The sequence below is a fragment of the Desulfovibrio intestinalis genome (assembly GCF_014202345.1).
Classification (GTDB): domain Bacteria; phylum Desulfobacterota; class Desulfovibrionia; order Desulfovibrionales; family Desulfovibrionaceae; genus Desulfovibrio; species Desulfovibrio intestinalis.
Window position 1 is genome coordinate 37,019 of the sequence record NZ_JACHGO010000012.1, and the last position, 17,092, is coordinate 54,110.

General features: G+C 52.3%; 15 protein-coding genes and 2 pseudogenes. 15 read left to right on the plus strand and 2 right to left on the minus strand.

The features are described 5' to 3' along the window. Nucleotides 1–41 precede the first annotated feature (41 nt). The 12 genes from HNQ38_RS13910 (at nt 42) to HNQ38_RS13965 (ending at nt 13,289) form a co-directional block, all read left to right on the plus strand. Complete coding sequence (locus HNQ38_RS13910) at nt 42–203, plus strand: hypothetical protein (RefSeq protein WP_183722478.1); 162 nt, start codon at nt 42–44, stop codon at nt 201–203. 75 nt (nt 204–278) lie between these two features. Next, the gene (locus HNQ38_RS13915) at nt 279–1,190 is read left to right on the plus strand and encodes a hypothetical protein (protein ID WP_183722481.1); all 912 of its coding nucleotides are present in this window, start codon (nt 279–281) and stop codon (nt 1,188–1,190) included. A 52-nt stretch (nt 1,191–1,242) separates the two neighbouring features. Further along, a complete protein-coding gene (locus tag HNQ38_RS13920; protein WP_183722483.1) occupies nt 1,243–2,292 on the plus strand; it encodes a hypothetical protein in 1,050 nt (349 codons plus the stop codon). Between the two features lie 173 nt (nt 2,293–2,465). Further along, nucleotides 2,466–3,389 carry an FkbM family methyltransferase gene (locus HNQ38_RS13925; protein ID WP_183722486.1) on the plus strand — a complete coding sequence of 308 codons (924 nt, stop codon included), beginning with the start codon at nt 2,466–2,468 and terminating at the stop codon, nt 3,387–3,389. A 299-nt stretch (nt 3,390–3,688) separates the two neighbouring features. Next, complete coding sequence (locus HNQ38_RS13930; RefSeq protein WP_183722489.1) at nt 3,689–5,551, plus strand: TIGR04326 family surface carbohydrate biosynthesis protein; 1,863 nt, start codon at nt 3,689–3,691, stop codon at nt 5,549–5,551. 396 nt (nt 5,552–5,947) lie between these two features. Next, nucleotides 5,948–6,355, plus strand: a complete 408-nt coding sequence (locus HNQ38_RS13935) for a GDP-mannose 4,6-dehydratase (RefSeq protein ID WP_246388169.1) — start codon at nt 5,948–5,950, stop codon at nt 6,353–6,355. 269 nt (nt 6,356–6,624) lie between these two features. Continuing rightward, entirely contained in the window at nt 6,625–7,539 is a 915-nt protein-coding gene (locus HNQ38_RS13940) for an NAD-dependent epimerase/dehydratase family protein (protein ID WP_183722492.1), read from the plus strand. Then, nucleotides 7,539–8,576: a glycosyltransferase family 2 protein gene (locus tag HNQ38_RS13945; protein ID WP_183722495.1), complete on the plus strand. Its 1,038-nt coding sequence runs from the start codon at nt 7,539–7,541 to the stop codon at nt 8,574–8,576. The genes HNQ38_RS13940 and HNQ38_RS13945 overlap by 1 nt, the downstream gene beginning before the upstream one ends. 59 nt (nt 8,577–8,635) lie before the next feature. Further along, nucleotides 8,636–9,847 (plus strand): glycosyltransferase, encoded by a 1,212-nt coding sequence (locus tag HNQ38_RS13950; RefSeq protein ID WP_183722498.1) that lies wholly within the window; start codon nt 8,636–8,638, stop codon nt 9,845–9,847. Nucleotides 9,848–9,851: 4 nt separating this feature from the next. After that, a complete protein-coding gene (locus tag HNQ38_RS13955) occupies nt 9,852–11,117 on the plus strand; it encodes a glycosyltransferase (protein ID WP_183722501.1) in 1,266 nt (421 codons plus the stop codon). A gap of 238 nt (nt 11,118–11,355) precedes the next feature. Beyond that, complete coding sequence (locus HNQ38_RS13960) at nt 11,356–12,057, plus strand: ERF family protein (protein ID WP_183722504.1); 702 nt, start codon at nt 11,356–11,358, stop codon at nt 12,055–12,057. A 68-nt stretch (nt 12,058–12,125) separates the two neighbouring features. Continuing rightward, nucleotides 12,126–13,289 carry a hypothetical protein gene (locus tag HNQ38_RS13965; protein ID WP_183722507.1) on the plus strand — a complete coding sequence of 388 codons (1,164 nt, stop codon included), beginning with the start codon at nt 12,126–12,128 and terminating at the stop codon, nt 13,287–13,289. A gap of 119 nt (nt 13,290–13,408) precedes the next feature. On the opposite strand, the gene HNQ38_RS13970 is transcribed toward HNQ38_RS13965, so the two are convergent. After that, complete coding sequence (locus HNQ38_RS13970; protein ID WP_183722510.1) at nt 13,409–13,684, minus strand: type II toxin-antitoxin system RelE/ParE family toxin; 276 nt, start codon at nt 13,682–13,684, stop codon at nt 13,409–13,411. Then, the gene (locus HNQ38_RS13975; RefSeq protein ID WP_183722513.1) at nt 13,681–13,968 is read right to left on the minus strand and encodes a hypothetical protein; all 288 of its coding nucleotides are present in this window, start codon (nt 13,966–13,968) and stop codon (nt 13,681–13,683) included. Before HNQ38_RS13975 ends, HNQ38_RS13970 begins: the two co-directional genes overlap by 4 nt. 85 nt (nt 13,969–14,053) lie before the next feature. On the opposite strand from HNQ38_RS13975, the pseudogene HNQ38_RS13980 reads away from it, so the two are divergent. The 3 genes and pseudogenes from HNQ38_RS13980 to HNQ38_RS13990 all read left to right on the plus strand — a co-directional run. Next, nucleotides 14,054–15,043 (plus strand): annotated as a pseudogene (locus HNQ38_RS13980) (AAA family ATPase); the annotation flags it as partial. A 372-nt stretch (nt 15,044–15,415) separates the two neighbouring features. Continuing rightward, nucleotides 15,416–16,453, plus strand: a complete 1,038-nt coding sequence (locus HNQ38_RS13985) for a DUF3150 domain-containing protein (protein ID WP_183722519.1) — start codon at nt 15,416–15,418, stop codon at nt 16,451–16,453. Between the two features lie 4 nt (nt 16,454–16,457). After that, nucleotides 16,458–17,092: pseudogene (locus tag HNQ38_RS13990) on the plus strand (VWA domain-containing protein); the annotation flags it as partial.

A 17,092-nucleotide genomic window follows, 5' to 3' on the forward strand; every position in this document is an offset into this window, starting at 1 on the left:
CTGCAGGCAGCAAGGACATCTTTCTAACCCGGTAGATTCTCATGCAATCATTTTCATCCGTCATTGAGACCATCCGGCGTATTTGTAATTCGCGCCATCGCATCTCTTTGCATGCGCCCGTATTTATGGGCAATGAACGCGCATATGTACTCGACGCCATCGACTCCACCTACGTTACAGAGGTCTTGAGCTACCCTTTTTAGAGGTTGAAGGTGAACCTTGAATGTCTAATTTGAGCGGCATAAAAATTAGTACTTTAGCAACTGTGAAGGTCTTTAATGGCAATGTTTTTAAAGTCTGCGAAAAGAGTTGTTAAGGAGTTAATTCCTCGAGGTTTTTTACTGTCAAATTTTTTTATCTCTGCTGTCAAAAGAAATTGTTTTCACGGCGAATTTGCAGGTAAAAACACGATTACGGCACGAATTGTCAGATCTGTTTTTTGGTCTAACTATTACAAAATGCCTATTGGGCTACGATCCGTATTTCAAGAAGCTCTGATGGGTGGGGCAATCGGGGTCGATTGGGCCAAAGAATATCACGCGAACGTTGATAACTTTCCTGGAGACTGTAGTTGTCGCATCGGCTCTCTTGCCCTCTCTGAAGCATGGCCACACCTGGCGCTCCTGAACGACAAGCTAAAAGTTGAAGCGGATTCTGTTACGGTCATCCAGCTCGGTGCTTCCTCTGGAAGAGAAATTGCATGGCTCGCTAGAGAAAACCCCAATCACAAGTTTATTTATACAGACATATTTGATGATATTGTAAATTATGCAGCACAATCTCTGAAGATGGCAAATATGAGTTTTTGCACTGTTTCAGCTGATAATCTGCATGTTTTGGTGCAATATGCTAGTACAAATAAAGTGATAATACTTTCTTCAGGGTCAGCTCAATATGTTTATCCTGAGCATTTAGATCTTATGTTTAAACGAATATTTTTATCGCTTGGCAGTAAAGAAGCAGAAATTTTTGTTGGCGAACCCGCCTTTCAGACGTGTAATCCTCTGCAGCTAGAGGGGTCTTTTCCGAGGGGAAATTTCAGCTATAGCCATAATTACCAGTATTATGCTGAGAAAAACGGGTGGAATACTGTATTGTGGCAAGAAATTTCTCCTTATGCCATGCAGGCTGAATTAAGCCATATTTGTCATTTAATAGGGATTTTTCATCTTAATAAACGAGTTGAATGAGTTTGTAATACCGGAGCGTGTTTGCCAGTTGTATGGATGGACAGTGTGCTTAATGGCTGCGGTGATGGGGCGCTTTGGGCCTAAAGGGGCTCTAGCTTGTGCTTTTTTAGATATTCCGAGAAGTGCGCCAGCTTTTACTAGAGGCACGTTTGCCTTCGAGTTTTATTTCAACTTTTTGCCTTGGTGCTTTAGTAGAAGAGGTGGAGGTATGATGGGCATCAAATGTATGATAAAAAAAAGTATCCCCAAGCCCATGGCTCAAGTGATCCAAGCAGCATTACAGAATATTCACATATATACCCACAGGAAATATTGGAAGCTCCCTGATCGCACACGAGATGAGTGTATAGTCATTGGAAATGGGCCCTCATTGTCTCAGTCTCTAGAAAAAATATATAAATATCCTGCTGACGTTTATACTGTGAACGACGTTTGTTGCACGGATTTTTTTTTGAAGTTATCGCCCATCGCTCATTTTTTTTTAGACCCGCTATACTTTAACGATGAGGTTCATTCAAAAATTGAGCCTAATTTCTCATTTTCTGAACATGTGCGGAAAGTGCATTATTACTTTGACCAATTGCAACAACGATGCCATTTGATGGTGCCCACTACTTTGGTTCCTTTGGCGCGGATGCAATATAAAAAAGTTAAAAAGATTTACGGTTTTGCAAAGGATCCATGTGCCGTAGATGTTGTTCGGTCCGCAAAAAAAATTGAAAAGGGGTGTTGTGGTATAAGTGGTGTCAATTCTGTAATTCCAGCTATTCAAACGGCATGCTTGGCCGGGTATAAAAAAGTATGGTTGGCAGGTATCGATATGACCTGTTTTACGTTCTGCGTTGATGAAAACTGTCTGATACAACGTGAGAATAGGCATTTTTATACTGATGCTGTTGCCAATACTGGGCGGTGGGCTTCAGTGGCAAATTTTTATAGAGATATAGCGAAAGTCTTTGATGCCTTTGACCAGCTACGGGAGCTTGCGTTGTACAGGAATGTGCAGGTTGTTAATACCTCGTTGCAGTCAATGGTGCAAAGTTTTCCAAAAGGCAACTTGGGCGAAAAGCCCTATGACTGGTTGGCAAGTGGCTATAAGTGAGCGCGGGGAGAGCGCTGTCAAAAGCAGTAGTAAATTGCATTTCCGAGAGCCGCACATTGATGTGTTGCATTAAGTTATATTGTCGCTAGTTGTGAAGCGTGGAGTGGCTTGAAAATAAAATTGAAATCATGATTTCTGTTGTATGTTTGTTTTTATAAAAGAGGTAGATGTGTATGGATGGTTGCAATGGAACGCGCTGGAAAAAGTTTTTAGAGCCAGCTGCATACGTGCGAAAAGCAAAGCGCATTATTATGCGTGTCATTGGAATCAGTTCGCTCGCGCTCGCAAATCTTGTTTTGAAGTTTCCAGAGAATAAAGGGGTATTTGAAGACTCCATGCGGAGAGTAATTGGGCAGCAGTTCAAGAAAATTCAGCTGCCTGGGCGCAAAGAAGAATCACTACTGATGCATGTAAATGGTAGTTTGACTGCATTTCGCTGTGAAACATTCTTTTCTAAAGAGCCGGAAACCATTGAGTGGGTCGACTCTCTGGAACCCGGTAGTGTGTTGTGGGATATTGGTGCTAATGTAGGTGTTTTTAGCCTTTATGCCGCCAAGATGCGCAATTGCCGTGTGCTAGCCTTTGAGCCCTCTATCTTCAATCTTGAGGTGTTGGGGAAAAATATTTTTCTTAACGGGCTGCAAGACAAGATTCATATAGTGCCTGTGGCACTTAGCTGTCAGGATGGAGTCAACACCTTTCAGATGGGCGACATCCAATATGGTGGGGCGTGTTCGGCATTTGGTGTGGATTTTGGGTTTGATGGACGGGCCATGCAGCCCCAGTTTGCCTACTCACTTTTAGGGCTGAAGGGCGATACGATTGCTGCTATTGGGGTGCTTCCCAGACCCGACTATATAAAGCTGGATGTTGACGGTATTGAGCACTTTATTTTGCAGGGGATGACGCATGTTCTCAGCGAAAAAAATGTAAAAAGTGCGATAATTGAGGGAAATGAAAATTTTAAAGATCAAGTTGAACAGATCAACAAGATTATGCAGGCATGTGGATTTGTTCTGCGTGAAAAAAGGCATAGTGAAATGTTTGAAGAAGGAAAGTTCTCCGGAACATACAACCAGGTTTGGGACAAGGTCTAATTGGTAGAGCTTTGCTGCTCTTTGCGAGTTGCCTTGGCGGGAAATTCTTGTGTGGCGAAATCGTTGTGATGATGCCAAAAAGTTTTTTATATGTGGTTAAGGTGGTTACAGCCTACACCGCTTCGTATTGAAGTAAAGGAACATGCGCATGCGTCAGCGAACCATCCCGTGTTCCTCTGCAGGAAGTGTGCACGACCATGTGCTGTCTTTGGAAGAAGCCTACTTTTCTTGATTTTTTTTTTGCCCTTTAAGAGGGTTTTTTGGGAATGCTCCCCTGAATGTGTAGGGTAGGAGGGTCTTTGTCCAGCAAAATACTGACCATTCTTGATGCCGCAGGGGAAAACGCGTCTTTTGATCTGAACATGCATTGGCATCGCCGAGACATCCCTCTTGGGCATTATTCTGCGCCTGCCCTGGCAGAAGCTCGCCTTCACGCGACCCGCGACGAATTTTTGGACTGGGTACACCAAGCCGGTGAGCTTGAGGTTGACGGCAAAAGCGTTGCCCAACATCTTGCCTTGAACGACGGTTTTTCTGCGTGGTGGCTGTCGCCCCTCTTTGAACGATATCCGTTGATCTACGGAAAAGCTCTGTTTGAGATATTTAAACTTCGTGCGCTCGAATTGTTTTTGGAGCAATTTGAAATTACAGAAGTTGTTTTGTACAGCAATGATGCACGGCTCATATGCGCTGTAACAGCATTGTGTGCCGCTTCAGGCAGAGAGTGCAAAATTGCGCAGCCCTCGCAGACTAAACCAGCCCAGCCGTTCATTGCGCGCATCAAAAGCTGGTGCAGAAAGCAAGGTGTGCGACACGTAGCGGTTGCAGCAGTTCTGAACATCCGTTTTCTGCTGCGCTGGCTGATGGCAACGCGCAGGCATTTTCCCCGCAAGCCGAAAGTCAGTCCTGGCGGCGGGATTGTTGTTGGAACATGGTTTCCGAATCATGACCTGAAGGCTGCCGCACGGGGGCAATTTGTCTCTTCGTACATTCCAGGCCTGATGCCCATTTTGGAACAGTCCGCAGACCACGTACACTGGTTTTTCATGCAGGCCAGAGATGACGCGGCAGAGGCCGTGCGGCAGCGTGATAAGGTTGCAGGTGCCTACGCGGGTATGACCTTTTGGGAAGAATGCGTTGGGCTTAGCGATATTCCAGGTGTTTTGGCGGAGTCTTTGCGCATGGTCTGCGCTGCCAGCAAGCTCGAAGGCCATCTGGACAGGCTGTCGCAATGGCCCGGTTCACGCGTCAATATACGTGCCTACATACAAAAATTGTGGGATGACGGCATTGTCAGCGATGCCATGCTCTCCCGTTTGTTGCTGCGTCGTGGCATAAAAAATTATGTGCGAGCCATCGGGCCGCAGCGCGTGTTTCTGACCACGTCAGAATTGCAGTTCTGGGAGCGATTGCTGTTTTGCGAGGCCCACAAGCAGAATATCCCCTGCATTGCGTTGCAACATTCCGTCATTTCAGAAGTTGGCTTTCGGACATGCCTTTCAGAAAAAATGGCAGCCAATACTGACCTCATGCGGCAATTGCCCGATGTGTTTGTCTGTAACGGAAACGCGGCGCGCGATGTCATGGTTCGGGGCGGGTGTCCCCCCTCAATGCTGCGTATGGCCGAAACGTTGCGCTATCAGTACCTGCGTGAAGTTTCAGTCAAAACATGTGACCAGCCCCATAAGCTTGTAGTTATCACGGGCTATGGTGTGGATGAAGTACAGGCGCAGTTTGACCTGCTGCTGAATGCACTGCGTAATGGTGCTGGGAGCAGATATAGCGAAATTGTAATTAAGGGACATCCTGTACACCCGGTCAGTGATTTGATCAAAAAAATGGATTTTGCTCAGTATGGCGTTGTAGAAATAAAAACACCAGTTGGTGAGATGCTCAAAGAGCCAGCTGTTTTTTATGTCGCAAATTCGACGGCGGTTGCCATTGAAGTCATGTACGCGCGGCATCCTCTTATTGTGCAGGGGGTGGAGGACGACTTTAATTTTTCGCCCTTGGCTGGGCAAAAGGGCATCTGCTTTGTACATACGCCTCAAGAGCTCCGGCAGGCATTGGAAAATCCTCAGCCAGCAACTTTACAGGAAGATTTTTTCTTCTTTGGCGCTGAGCTGGGTGAGTGGAAAAAACTTTTGGCAGATTTTATGTAAGGATAGATGGCCTTGTATGTGGAGGGGGGCGACTTGCAAGAGTTGCCTGATTGATATCAGTTGTTTTGGATGCACTTCAGCGTCGCGCGTGTTTTTTAATGGACAGCGGAGTATAGAAGCCTGCCCATTTCTGATCAAAAAGGCATGCGTAAGTATTGTTTTCGGTATTTAGTATGTAGTTTTACACATACATTAGCGCAATTATCTTCCTGTTTTCATTTGAAATTTATGTGGGGTTGTAGTGTTTTTATTGCAAAAGACTTTTTGGTTTTATGTTCATGAGTATGCAAATATTTCCAAGCAATAACGCAATTTTTTGTAGGCTGGGCCAGCATTAGGGGGGAAAAATCTGGTTTTTTATAAATGTGAATTTTGTTATGCTATAAGAAAAAGCGTTTGTCACTGGCGTATGCGCTGGAGCAGCCGGTCATTCGCATGGGTTCGCTGGATCCGCAGAGGGACATGACCTTTGTGCGCGACACCGCACTGGGATTTATTGCGGCGGGCACTGCCCCAGGCGTGGAAGGGGAGACCATCAATCTTGGCGTGGGACGCACGGACAGCATCGGCGCCATTGCACACCGCATTTTGGAATTGATGGATTCCAAAAAAAACATTGAGCAGGATGCGGCTCGCCTGCGTCCGTCCAAGAGTGAAGTCATGCGGCTGCTGTCAGACAACAGCAAGGCGCGCGATCTGCTTGGCTGGTCGCCCACCGTTACCCTGGACGAAGGGTTGCAGGAAACTATAGAATTTGTGCAGCGACATTTGCCCCTGTATAAAACCGCCACATATGCCGTGTAGAGACGGAGCGCAGCACTTTTTAAAAAAGAAGCAAGTTGGGCGGGCGGTAATGTGTCGGGCAGTGCGTAATGTACTGGCACATTGTAGTGTGCTGACTTTTTTGTAAAAATTGGTCTCCGCGTGGTAAGGAGCAAAGCCGGTTGGTGCGGCGTTACATCTTCGCCTGCTGGAGATGCAGATTTGGTCGGGCTTGATAGTGCAGTTGTGCAAATGTCAGCCCAGGTTGCTGCCATCCTTGCCGTGCAGTGACGGCAAGAAGAGGGAATGATTTGAAACAGATACTGGTTACGGGCGCAAGCGGTTTTGTAGGCAGGCATTTGATCCCGCATCTGTTGGGCGAGGGACACCGTGTTTTTGCGCTTTCACGTAGCGCGCCCGTTGCTGGCGCGCATCATATCCCAGTTGCAGACTATACGCCTGTTTCTATTGCTGCGGCCTTGCGGGGGCGGGAGTTTGATGCCTTCATTCATCTTGCCGGGGCCGGGTCGGTTCCTTCAGACCGTAATATCCTTACACTTACGCGCATCAACGCCATTTTGCCGGGCATCATTGTGGAGGCAGCGGCAAAATTTGGCGCACGGGCTGTGGTTATGGCTGGCAGTTACGCGGAGTATGCCTCGCCTGCGCAGGACGAGCTTTTAACAGAGAAGCATCCGCTGGAAGAAAGCGAACCCTACGGCACCAGCAAGGCCGCCGGGGCCGAATTTGCACTGGCACAGGGCAAATTTTACAACATTCCAGTGGCGGTGGGGCGTCTTTTCAATCTTTATGGGCCACAAGACACTCTGCGTCACCGGCTCTTCCCTTCGCTGGTTGACCGGCTGAAAACAGGACAGGAAGTGCCCCTGTCCGAGGGGAGGCAGGCGCGGGATTTTGTGTATATCAAGGATGCGTGTTCTGCCGTATCCCAAATGATGCACGCCCTCATGGAAGGAACGCTGCCGTCGGCGGCGTATAATATTGCCTCCGGCTGTCCTTGCTCTGTGGCGGATTTTGCCAAAAAGACAGCGCAGGCCCTTAATGTGGACGTCTCGTTGCTCAAGTTTGGCGCGCTGCCGCCGCGCGCGGTTCCTGATGCGCCCTTTATGGTTGGCGACCCCTCGCTATTGCACTCGGTAACTGGCTGGAAGTGCGCGCACTCGTTGCACGAAGGCTTGCATGATAGCGTGCGCGGAGGGGAGTAATGTCTGAACCAAAAATCAGCGTCGTTCTTTCTGTAAAAAACGGCATGCCGTTCCTCTCTGAAGCTGTAGACTCCATCCTTGGGCAAACGTTTACGCAGTTTGAGCTGCTCTTGCTGGACAACGCTTCAACCGACGCTACACGTCAGTATATGGAGTCCATCACAGACGAGCGGGTACGGTGCATTTACAATGAGCATGACCTTGGCATAGATGGTTCACGCAACAAAGCCTTTACATTGGCCTGTGCCCCCTATGTTGCGGCTATGGATGCGGATGACGCCGCCGCCCCCCACAGGCTGGAAGCGCAGCATGCGCTGATGGAATCGGGCCCGTCTGTTCTGGCAAGCGGCGGGGCCTATGCCGTGTATGAAACAGGCAAAATACATGCGCTGCCCGTTGAGCCGGGGGCGACCGCCTGTATGACGCTGTTCAATGCGGCCTTGGTACATCCGGCCTCCATTATGCGGAAGCACGAAGCATTGACCCTTGTGGGCGGGTATCCCCCCCACCTCACGCCTGTGGAGGATTACGCGCTATGGGCGCGGCTTCTCATGTCAGGCAAGGGGGGCCTGGCCAACCACAAGGATGTGCTTTTGCGCTACCGCACCCATCCTGAGGTGGACAGATCTGCGTATCATCAGCGCATGTCGCAACAGGCCGACAAGGTGCGCGCCGAGCTTTGCCGCTGGTTTTGGGGCGACGAGGCCACTGATGAAAAAGTTCGGCTGCACTGCCTGTCTTCTGACGGACGGGCGGCATCCATTGAGGATCTGAAATCCATTGCCGGGTATCTTTGTACGCTGCCCGCGGGCAATGCCCGCCGGCGGCTTTTGCCGCAGCCGCAGCTGGAAGCGCAGGTAGCCTTGCAGTGGGAGACCGTATGCCAGATGATATCGCGCGCGCTCTTTATCAAGGCGCTGGCCTGCATGCCAGTGCTGTTTCGTGGGTGCAGCCCCTCCACCACCGCGCGCTTGATGAAAAGTACTCTGCAAGTGGCTCGCCTGCGTGCGGAAAATCTTTGGAAAATGCTGCGCTGAACGGTGAAGGATAATTGAAAAAATGGTGCCATATCCAGCCTGGCTGCAAGGAAGAGGGCATGCCTAAAATTGTGCATTGTGTTTTTGGGCTTGGCTGCGGCGGCGCGGAAAGGCTGCTGCTCACTACGGTCGAGGGCCTCCATAAACGCGGCTATGTGGATCAGCATGTGCTGGTAGCGGATTTGTCCACGCCGGCCATGCGCCACTATGTTGAGGCCATCTCACAGTACGCCACAGTGTACGAAGCGCCTTCCCAGGCAGACCTCAAAGATTGCTCAATCCACGTGCCGCCCTTACTCCGTCTGCTGCCCAGGCGCATATTGTTCAATATTGTCCGGCACGCCGTTGTTCTGCAAAAAATTGCCCCGGATATTGTGCATGTCTGGTCAGACAATATCTATGCCGCGCTGGGGGCCTGCCTCGTCAGGACGCCCAGAATTGTTCTGGCGTGGCAGAATATGGCGCTCAACGTCTGGCACAAGCTGAATATCCTCCCGCGCAAGGCCTTGCCGCGCACATATCTTTGGCGCGCTCTCTACGCCCTGTTGTTCCGCTGGCGCAAGGACATCACGTGCCTTAACGTCAGCCGCGCCGCAGCGGATTCCTACGCCCAGTGGCTGCATCTCGACAGCAGATCCATCAATGTGCTGTATCCTGGCATTGGCGTTGCGCAGTGGCCCCGCTGTGATGCTGCGGAAGTTGCGGAGCTAAAAAACTCCTTGCACATTGCCTCAGACCACGCGGTTGTTATTGGATTGATGCGCTTTGACGCGACCAAGCGCCCAGAGCTGTGGATTGAGGTTGCAAAGCGCACCAGAGAGCAGTTTCCCAACGTGACCTTTGTGGCTTTTGGCGACGGCCCGTTGCGCGAGGCGCTCACCCCCCTGGCCGCCCGCGCAGGCGTTTTGTTGCCGGGGGTGGGTAACGCCCGCAACGCCCTGTCTATGGCGGACATCATGCTGCACACGGCTAAAACTGAAGGCTTTGGTGTTGTCTACCTTGAGGCCCAGTTGTTGGGTGTGCCGCTTGTGTCCACAAATACGGGCGGCGCGTCAGAGGCCGTTGTGGACGGCGAAAGCGCCCTGCTGGTGGCAGAAAGCAGCAACCTGGCCGACGACCTCACTGCGGCGACCCTGCGCATCTTGCGGGATGAGGCCTGGCGCAAACGCGCCGCCTTGCGTGGGGCGGCATTTGTAAAAGAGCGCTTCTCGTTGGAAAACATGCTCGACCACACCCTGGGTTTTTACGGTCTGCCACCTTTTGCGCGGTAATTCCATGCAAAATACAACGCTGTTTCTTGTTACGCACCGCTTCCCATACGGAGAAGGCGAGACATTTCTGCAGGATGAAATCCCCTACCTGCTGGAGGCGGGCTTTCGCGTCTCCATTTTGCCCGTAAGCCGGGCCAGCGGGCGTCGTGCCTTGCCTGCGGGGGTGGAGGTGTCGGATGCCCTTGTACTCACCCCCCGGCAAAAATGTGCGTACATGCTGCGTTACGGGCTTGGGCGGCTGTTTTGGCAGGAGGTTCTGTCCGGGGCTGTGCCGTTCAACGCGCGCGCTCTGGCGCGTCTGGCCTATGCCTGCGCGACGGTGCGGGTACACAAAGAACGGCTGCGGGCCATGCTGACGGCAGAAGAAAACGCTGGGCGCAAAGGGGTATTTTATACGTACTGGTTCACGCCCACAACTTGCGCCTGCGCGGGCAGCCATGCTCCTGTGGTAACGAGAGCGCACGGCAATGATATTTTTCCAGAGCAAAATGCCAGCGGTTATATCCCCCTTTGCCGATGGCGCGCCACGCTTCCTGACATGGTTGTGCCCTGCTCGCGGCAGGGCGCGGCGACGCTTGAGGCCCAGGGCGTCCCCCCGCAGAGGCTTGCGGTCAGTTATCTGGGCGTACCGGAGGCCGAGCCGCAACTGCGTATTCCTTCCCCCAACGAGCGTATTCTGCTTTCGTGCAGTTCGGCCGTCGCCATCAAGCGGCTGGATCTGTTGGCCGAGCGGGTGCGCCAATATGCTTTGGCCAGGCCGGAATGCGCATGCGTATGGCACCACGTGGGCGGCGGTGAGTTGCTGGCGCCCCTTGCCGAATACTGCAAGAATCACCTGCAGGGCGTTGCCAATCTGCAATATGTGCTGCACGGGCAAATGCCCGTGGATGCTGTGCGGGCCTTTATGAATACCACGGCTGTGGACGCGCTGGTAAACGTCAGCGCTTCAGAGGGGGTTCCGGTGAGCATGATGGAGGCTCTTCATGCGGGCATACCCATAATTGGCACGGCTGTGGGCGGCATTGCGGAACTGGTTACACCGGATGTCGGGATGCTGCTGCCAGCGGATGCCAACGCGGAGGCCTTTAATGCCGCTGTGGATGCGCTGCCCCGTTTTAAAAGTCCTGCGGCCCGTGCCGCTATTGTTCAGGCTGGCCGACAGCGTTTTTCATCTGCAAACAACTACCGTAATTTTTGCAGCCAGGTGCTGCTGCCGCTTGTAGTGGCCCCTCCTCTTCTATGTCCTGGCGATAATTGCGATCCCCGGTGAGAAGTGATAGGTAATCTCCCCATTTTTAGGAGCGGTCAGAAGTAGAAAGTATGCCATTGAAAGGTTGGCGTCCCTGACACAGGAATCAAAAATGGAACATGGAACAATGTTATTCATCCATCTTTAAGAATATATTACTCTTTCAAGAATACCAGAGTAATGCTTCAAATCAGCCTGAAAGCCCTGTGCAGCACCAAGCTGGCAGGGCTTTGTCATTTTTCAATCACGGAGGAATCTCATGACCCCATACCAATCTGAAAACATCACCGAACTGGCCAAGGCTTTGCTCAACGTGCAACGAACCATGCAACCCATAGTTAAGGATGCTGAAAATCCTTTCACCAAAAGCTGGTACGCCAGCCTCAACAGCGTCATGGATGCCTGTCGTGATGCGCTCATCGAAAACGGCATATGGCTGTGTCAGTATCCTGTGCCAGTGGAGCAGCCCAACTCTCTCGGGCTGGTTACCAAGCTGACCCATGCGGAATCAGGTCAATGGCAAAGTTCCCTTGCTGTTGTTCCCCTGCCAAAGGCCGACCCGCAGGGCATGGGATCGGCCATGACCTATTGCCGTCGCTACGCTCTAACCGCCATGTTGGGCATGGTCACGGAAGATGATGACGGCGAGGGAGCGAGAACTGGCCGAAAAACGCCCTCACGTCCGAAATTACCCATAAACGCCTCTGAGGCGCGAAAAGTGGGTTCTCCCGATGCCAACATCAAAAGCAAGTCTCCAGCCACCTCAAATCGACCAACAGCCAACCTTGAAAAGCTTCCTCCGCTGGAGGGCATAACCTACCAGCAGGTCACGGCCCAGGACGGGCGGCCCTGCATCATTGCCAGCGGCAACACGCAGGCCAAAAAGGAATTGCTCACAGGTGCAGGCTTCCGCTGGAACCCGCATAGAAAATTGTGGTGGAAGTATGTTGATGCCGCATAGCGAAAACAAAAAGACTGAGTGAAAGGGCTGCCTGATGGCGGCCCTTTCGCTTTTATGGAGACAGGATTATGGAACTATCAGACCGCACGGAAGGATTGCGGGCATTAATTCGTCAGGGGCTGCAGGCGGTCTCTCAGCAAAGTACCACCGCTCATCTGGGCGACAGGTCCACCTATGTGGGCATGAGTGACATTGGTCAGCACTGGGAATGTCCACGGGCTGCGTTGGCCAGAAAGGTGCTGCCCACCACAAACAGCCTGGAGCGCCTGCTGACCCTGCAGCGCGGGCATTGGTTTGAATCCGGGGTTGGCCAGGCTCTGGCATCCCTGAGCCTGCATGTATTGCCCCAGCTTGAGATCAACTGGCAGCATCAGGGCGTACCCATCAAGGCACATCTGGATTTTGTGGTGGTCTGGGGTGCGCCCGTCAATGCCATACGGATTCTGGAAGTGAAGAGTACGGACAAGCTGCCTGCTTCGCCGCACGATTCCCATCTACTGCAACTGCACGGACAGATCGGGCTTATGGCAAAAGCATGGAGGAAGCCCGTCTTCAGCCTCCGTACTGAGGACGGTACGCTTCTACATGACAAAATGACCTTTCCGCAACTTTGCCTTGCCCATCTTGGCCTGCATCTGCCCACAACTGCTACCGAGGCAAGTATGGAGGCATGGCTGCTCTGCCTTTCTATGAAGGAGGTAAAGGCGTTCGGTCCCTATGGCTTCAATCAGGCCATGCTCGATACGGCCCTTGACCATGCGACACAGCTTTGGGACGAGCTAGCAGCATTCCGCGCAGGGAACATAACCCTGGCACAGGTGGATTGCGCCCAAGGTTTTTACCCAATCTGTTCGTACTGTGAATATAACGGCGACTGCCCCAAATTCCCACAGGGAGTGCAGATGCCGCAATGGGAACCAGCACTTGAAAAGCTAGCTGCCCTCAAGGAGCAGCGCACGGCCTTAGATAACGAAATCAAAGAAATGGAGACGGTGCTCAAGCTGGTTCACCGCCAGTCTGGCGCACAGGATTGGGTAGAAACGGGGAAGTACCGCTTTCGCATGTCAGTAGCAGCAGGACGCAGCACGCTTAATCGTGACGCCCTGCATGAAGAACTGACCGACATTTTCCGCTTTGAAGGGGTAGGCGGAATCGACGTAGATGCATTGCTAGCACGCTGCGAGCGTACGGGTGCGCCTTCTGAGCGGCTGTCCATTTCACCCATAAACTGAACTCCGGGAGGTTATCAGGGGTATGATTCTGACGTGGCCCTGTGCCGAATCAAAACAGGCGGCGGTTTTGAAACAACCTGCTGGGCATGCGCCTTATGCGGGAGATTGTATTCGGCTGATCAGGCTGGGTACTGCCGCGATGTGTGCAGAACGGTTACAACGCGTATCGCACCCGGTGAACATGTATACACAAGCAAATAGTGTTTATGGACAACAAGTTCGCGAGTCCCCTTTATACGTCCTGGTTTACCCATTTCAGAAAACGTCAGCAGCCGATTGGCCTGATTGTCGAACAAGTCATCCAATGCATCCGCAGCCTGATTATCATGTTCAAAGATGAAAGCATAAATCTGTTTTCGGTCTTCTAGGGATTGAGGAGACCAGATCAGATTCATAGTGATCCTTCTCGACTAGCCGCCAGCGAAGATTTAAAGGCTCCCATCTGTGCAAGAGCCTGCTCCTGTGTCAGGCCACGTCCCGCCTCCAATTCTTGCAATCCGCGCTCCACCTTGCCTTTGAACCACATGTCGTAATGATTCCTACGGACGTCCTGCTGCACATACTCAGCCATAAATGCTCTCAGAAGCTCAGTATTGTCGCAGGCGTTCTTTTCAGCAACATGCACAAAGGCACTCAACAGACTGGCGTCAACAGAAAAACTAACTGTTTGCTCTGACATAAATACCCCCTGTCTATCAAAAAGATAGGGCCTTGTTCGCCTTCGGTCAAGCGAATAGCACACACAACATGAAAAGGTGAAAATAATGAAAAATCCTATAATTATTGAAATATCCAACCTCCAGCCCACCGACTTCGACGCCGGGCAGGTTTTCAGCGGCAAACCCTCCGGCACCACGGTAAGAGGCTATGCCGCGCCCACAGCGTACACTCCGATCCTTGACCCAGGCTACATCTTCCACGAATCCAGCCGCGACATGGTGGTTTGGTTCGTAAATCTTCAAGGGCCACAGGGGACACATGAACCTCTCTATGTCTTCGGCCCCACAGGCTGCGGCAAAACAAGTTGCATCAAGCAACTGGCGGCCAGGCTTAACTATCCCGTATTTGAGGTGACAGGACACGGGCGGCTGGAATTTGCCGATCTGGTGGGGCACCTGACGGTCAAAGACGGCAACATGGCCTTTGAGTACGGCCCGCTGGCACTAGCCATGCGGTACGGCGCACTTCTTCTGCTTAATGAGATTGACTTAACCTCGCCAGAAATCGCCGCTGGCCTGAACAGCGTCTTGGATGGCTCCACCCTGTGCGTAGCGGAAAATGGGGGTGAGATCATCCAGCCGCACCCCATGTTCCGCTTCGTGGCAACAGCCAATACCAATGGCGCTGGCGATGACACGGGCCTGTACCAGGGCACACAACGCCAGAACCTCGCGTGGCTGGACCGCTTTACCATCTGTGAAGTGGGTTACCCAACTGCGGATGTGGAAAAAAGCTTGCTTGCCAGGCGCTTCCCTTCACTGCCCGAAGCGCTCTGTGCCACCATGGTGGAGTACGCCAACGAAATCCGAAAACTATTCATGGGAGAAGCTTCGACCGGCAATCTGACCAACACCATTGAAGTTACCTTCTCCACGCGCAGCCTGCTGCGCTGGGGCGATCTGACCGTGCGCTTCCAGCCTTTGGCCCATCAGGGCATACAGCCTGTCACCTATGCCCTTGACCGAGCGCTTGCCTATCGCGCCAGCCGCGAAACTCGCGCCATGCTGCACGAATTGGCACAGCGCATGTTTCCGCAACCGGTGGAAGCTGAAGCCCTTAAAACCAAAACGACTGAAACAGAAAGCCTGCAAGGTGAACAAGCCCTGCGCTTCATGCGCAGCCATTTGAGGAACACTCCTACGGTGGCGAAGCCTCGTGTTCATTTGGAGGTAGCTCATACCCCTCCCGGTAAAAAACAGAGCGGAAAGTTCTGGATCGGCGAGGCCAGGCCTGAAGGTCTTATGCTCCATTGGGGCAAGCCGGACACTGCCGGGCAACAACACTCTATCCCTGCTGAAAATTGTGCGGGCAACAATTCCGTGCTGGAGCTTGAAGCCCGCGCAGCCAAAAAGCTCACCGAAGGCTACGTCCTAAACATTACAAAAAGCTTATTTTAGGAGGCTGTTATGACATCGATTATTTCTGACATTCGTATTCTCGACAATTTACTGGCCCTCAACCTCAATGTCAGCCTGTGGTCAGCCCGGCGCAAGATGAGCCAGGAAGACCTGGGCGGCGCAGAACTGCCCCCTGAAGACCTGGCATCTCTGGGATCAAAGCGCATTGCTGACCCGGAAAATCTCAAGGTGTTCGGTACGCTCAAGGCCCGCGCCTTCAACTATCTGGACCGGCACGGAGTACGCTTCATGTCCGGCTGGGCCATCCCTGAAGAAAAAGCCGGTGAAATCGTGCAAGAGCTTTGCAATATACGCAACGATTTTCAGAAAGAAAAAGAGGCCTTTCTGGCAGGCTATGATCAGAATGTGCAGGGCTGGATAGAAAAGCATCATCAGTGGGGCGAAATTATCCGCAATTCCATTGTGGGGCCGGACTATGTGCGTGCCCGCATGGATTTTCGCTGGCAATTGTACAAGGTGTCCCCGCTGGCGCAACATACAGATAACACAGCCGTGCTGGAAGCCGGTCTGGCAGAAGAGGTGCAGGGTCTGGGCGGCACACTCTTCGGCGAAGTGGCCAAGTCTGCCGAAGACATCTGGCGCAGGGTCTATCACGGCAAGACGGAAGTAACCCACAAGGCCCTTTCGCCTCTGCGAACTCTGCATGCCAAGCTCACGGGCTTGTCTTTCGTGGAGCCGCATGTGGCTCCGGTGGCAGACATCGTGCAGGCCGCATTGCAGCGCATACCCAGGAAGGGCAACATCAGCGGCACAGACTTGCTGTTGCTGCAAGGCCTGGTCTGCCTGCTCAAGGACAGTGATGCCCTGGTGGCACACGCCCAGAAGGTCATTGAGGGGTATGGCCCGGCCTTTGTGCTGGACGCCTTGCTGGCTGGGCCGAACGTTATCCACGAATCAGACGGCTTAGCTGAACAGATAGACGACATTGCAGGTGGGGATATGGATGACGCCCCCATATTGCCGGATATCTCCGTGGCAGACAACACGCTGCCTCATCCAGCCATTCCCAGCCTGGGCCTGTGGTGATGCCATGATTCGTTCAAAAGACGTTCTCAACTGCCTGCCCCTGCTGGCATCCGTGCTGGGCGACCAGTACGGGGTGCAGATACGTATTGGTGGCAGTGAAGCCTGCACCGACGGCAAGGTTATTCAACTGCCCTCATTGCCGATGGCTTGCGAGCCGGAATTGCTGGCATTGGCAAGGTCGTTTGTCGATCATGAATCTGGCCATATCCGGCATACGGACTTTGTAGTACTGAAGGCTGCCAACCTTGATCCTGTGACCTTCAATTTCTTTAACTGCCTGGAGGACTGGCGCATTGAAAAGAAGCTGTCCGCCATTTTTCCTGGCTGCCGACAGAATTTGAACTGGCTGATACGACGATTCTTTGTGGAAGAGGCACAGCCAAGGGCCGGGGGTGATTCCCCGGCCCTTGCTGTTTTGGACTATGTGCTGTTGACCGTACGGGCCTGGGATGTGGAAGAAGTTAACATTCCACGCATGGCAGCAGCAGCGGTGCTACGTCAGCACTTTCCCGGCCTGAAGGAAGCGCTGGATGCCACCTTGATCAAAGTCCACGTTCACTGTCCTGACACGGCTTCAGCCATCGCCTATGCTTGTCAATTGGCACAGAGCATTCGGCAGTGGAAGCCGCAATTGAGGGC

Bases quoted from the DNA above. Each gene is read 5' to 3' on its own strand.
- HNQ38_RS13910 (WP_183722478.1), top strand. From the start codon at position 42: ATGCAATCATTTTCATCCGTCATTGAGACCATCCGGCGTATTTGTAAT.
- HNQ38_RS13915 (WP_183722481.1), top strand. From the start codon at position 279: ATGGCAATGTTTTTAAAGTCTGCGAAAAGAGTTGTTAAGGAGTTAATT.
- HNQ38_RS13920 (WP_183722483.1), top strand. From the start codon at position 1,243: ATGGCTGCGGTGATGGGGCGCTTTGGGCCTAAAGGGGCTCTAGCTTGT.
- HNQ38_RS13925 (WP_183722486.1), top strand. From the start codon at position 2,466: ATGGATGGTTGCAATGGAACGCGCTGGAAAAAGTTTTTAGAGCCAGCT.
- HNQ38_RS13945 (WP_183722495.1), top strand. From the start codon at position 7,539: ATGTCTGAACCAAAAATCAGCGTCGTTCTTTCTGTAAAAAACGGCATG.
- HNQ38_RS13950 (WP_183722498.1), top strand. From the start codon at position 8,636: ATGCCTAAAATTGTGCATTGTGTTTTTGGGCTTGGCTGCGGCGGCGCG.
- HNQ38_RS13955 (WP_183722501.1), top strand. From the start codon at position 9,852: ATGCAAAATACAACGCTGTTTCTTGTTACGCACCGCTTCCCATACGGA.
- HNQ38_RS13960 (WP_183722504.1), top strand. From the start codon at position 11,356: ATGACCCCATACCAATCTGAAAACATCACCGAACTGGCCAAGGCTTTG.
- HNQ38_RS13965 (WP_183722507.1), top strand. From the start codon at position 12,126: ATGGAACTATCAGACCGCACGGAAGGATTGCGGGCATTAATTCGTCAG.
- HNQ38_RS13970 (WP_183722510.1), bottom strand. From the start codon at position 13,684: ATGAATCTGATCTGGTCTCCTCAATCCCTAGAAGACCGAAAACAGATT.
- HNQ38_RS13975 (WP_183722513.1), bottom strand. From the start codon at position 13,968: ATGTCAGAGCAAACAGTTAGTTTTTCTGTTGACGCCAGTCTGTTGAGT.
- HNQ38_RS13985 (WP_183722519.1), top strand. From the start codon at position 15,416: ATGACATCGATTATTTCTGACATTCGTATTCTCGACAATTTACTGGCC.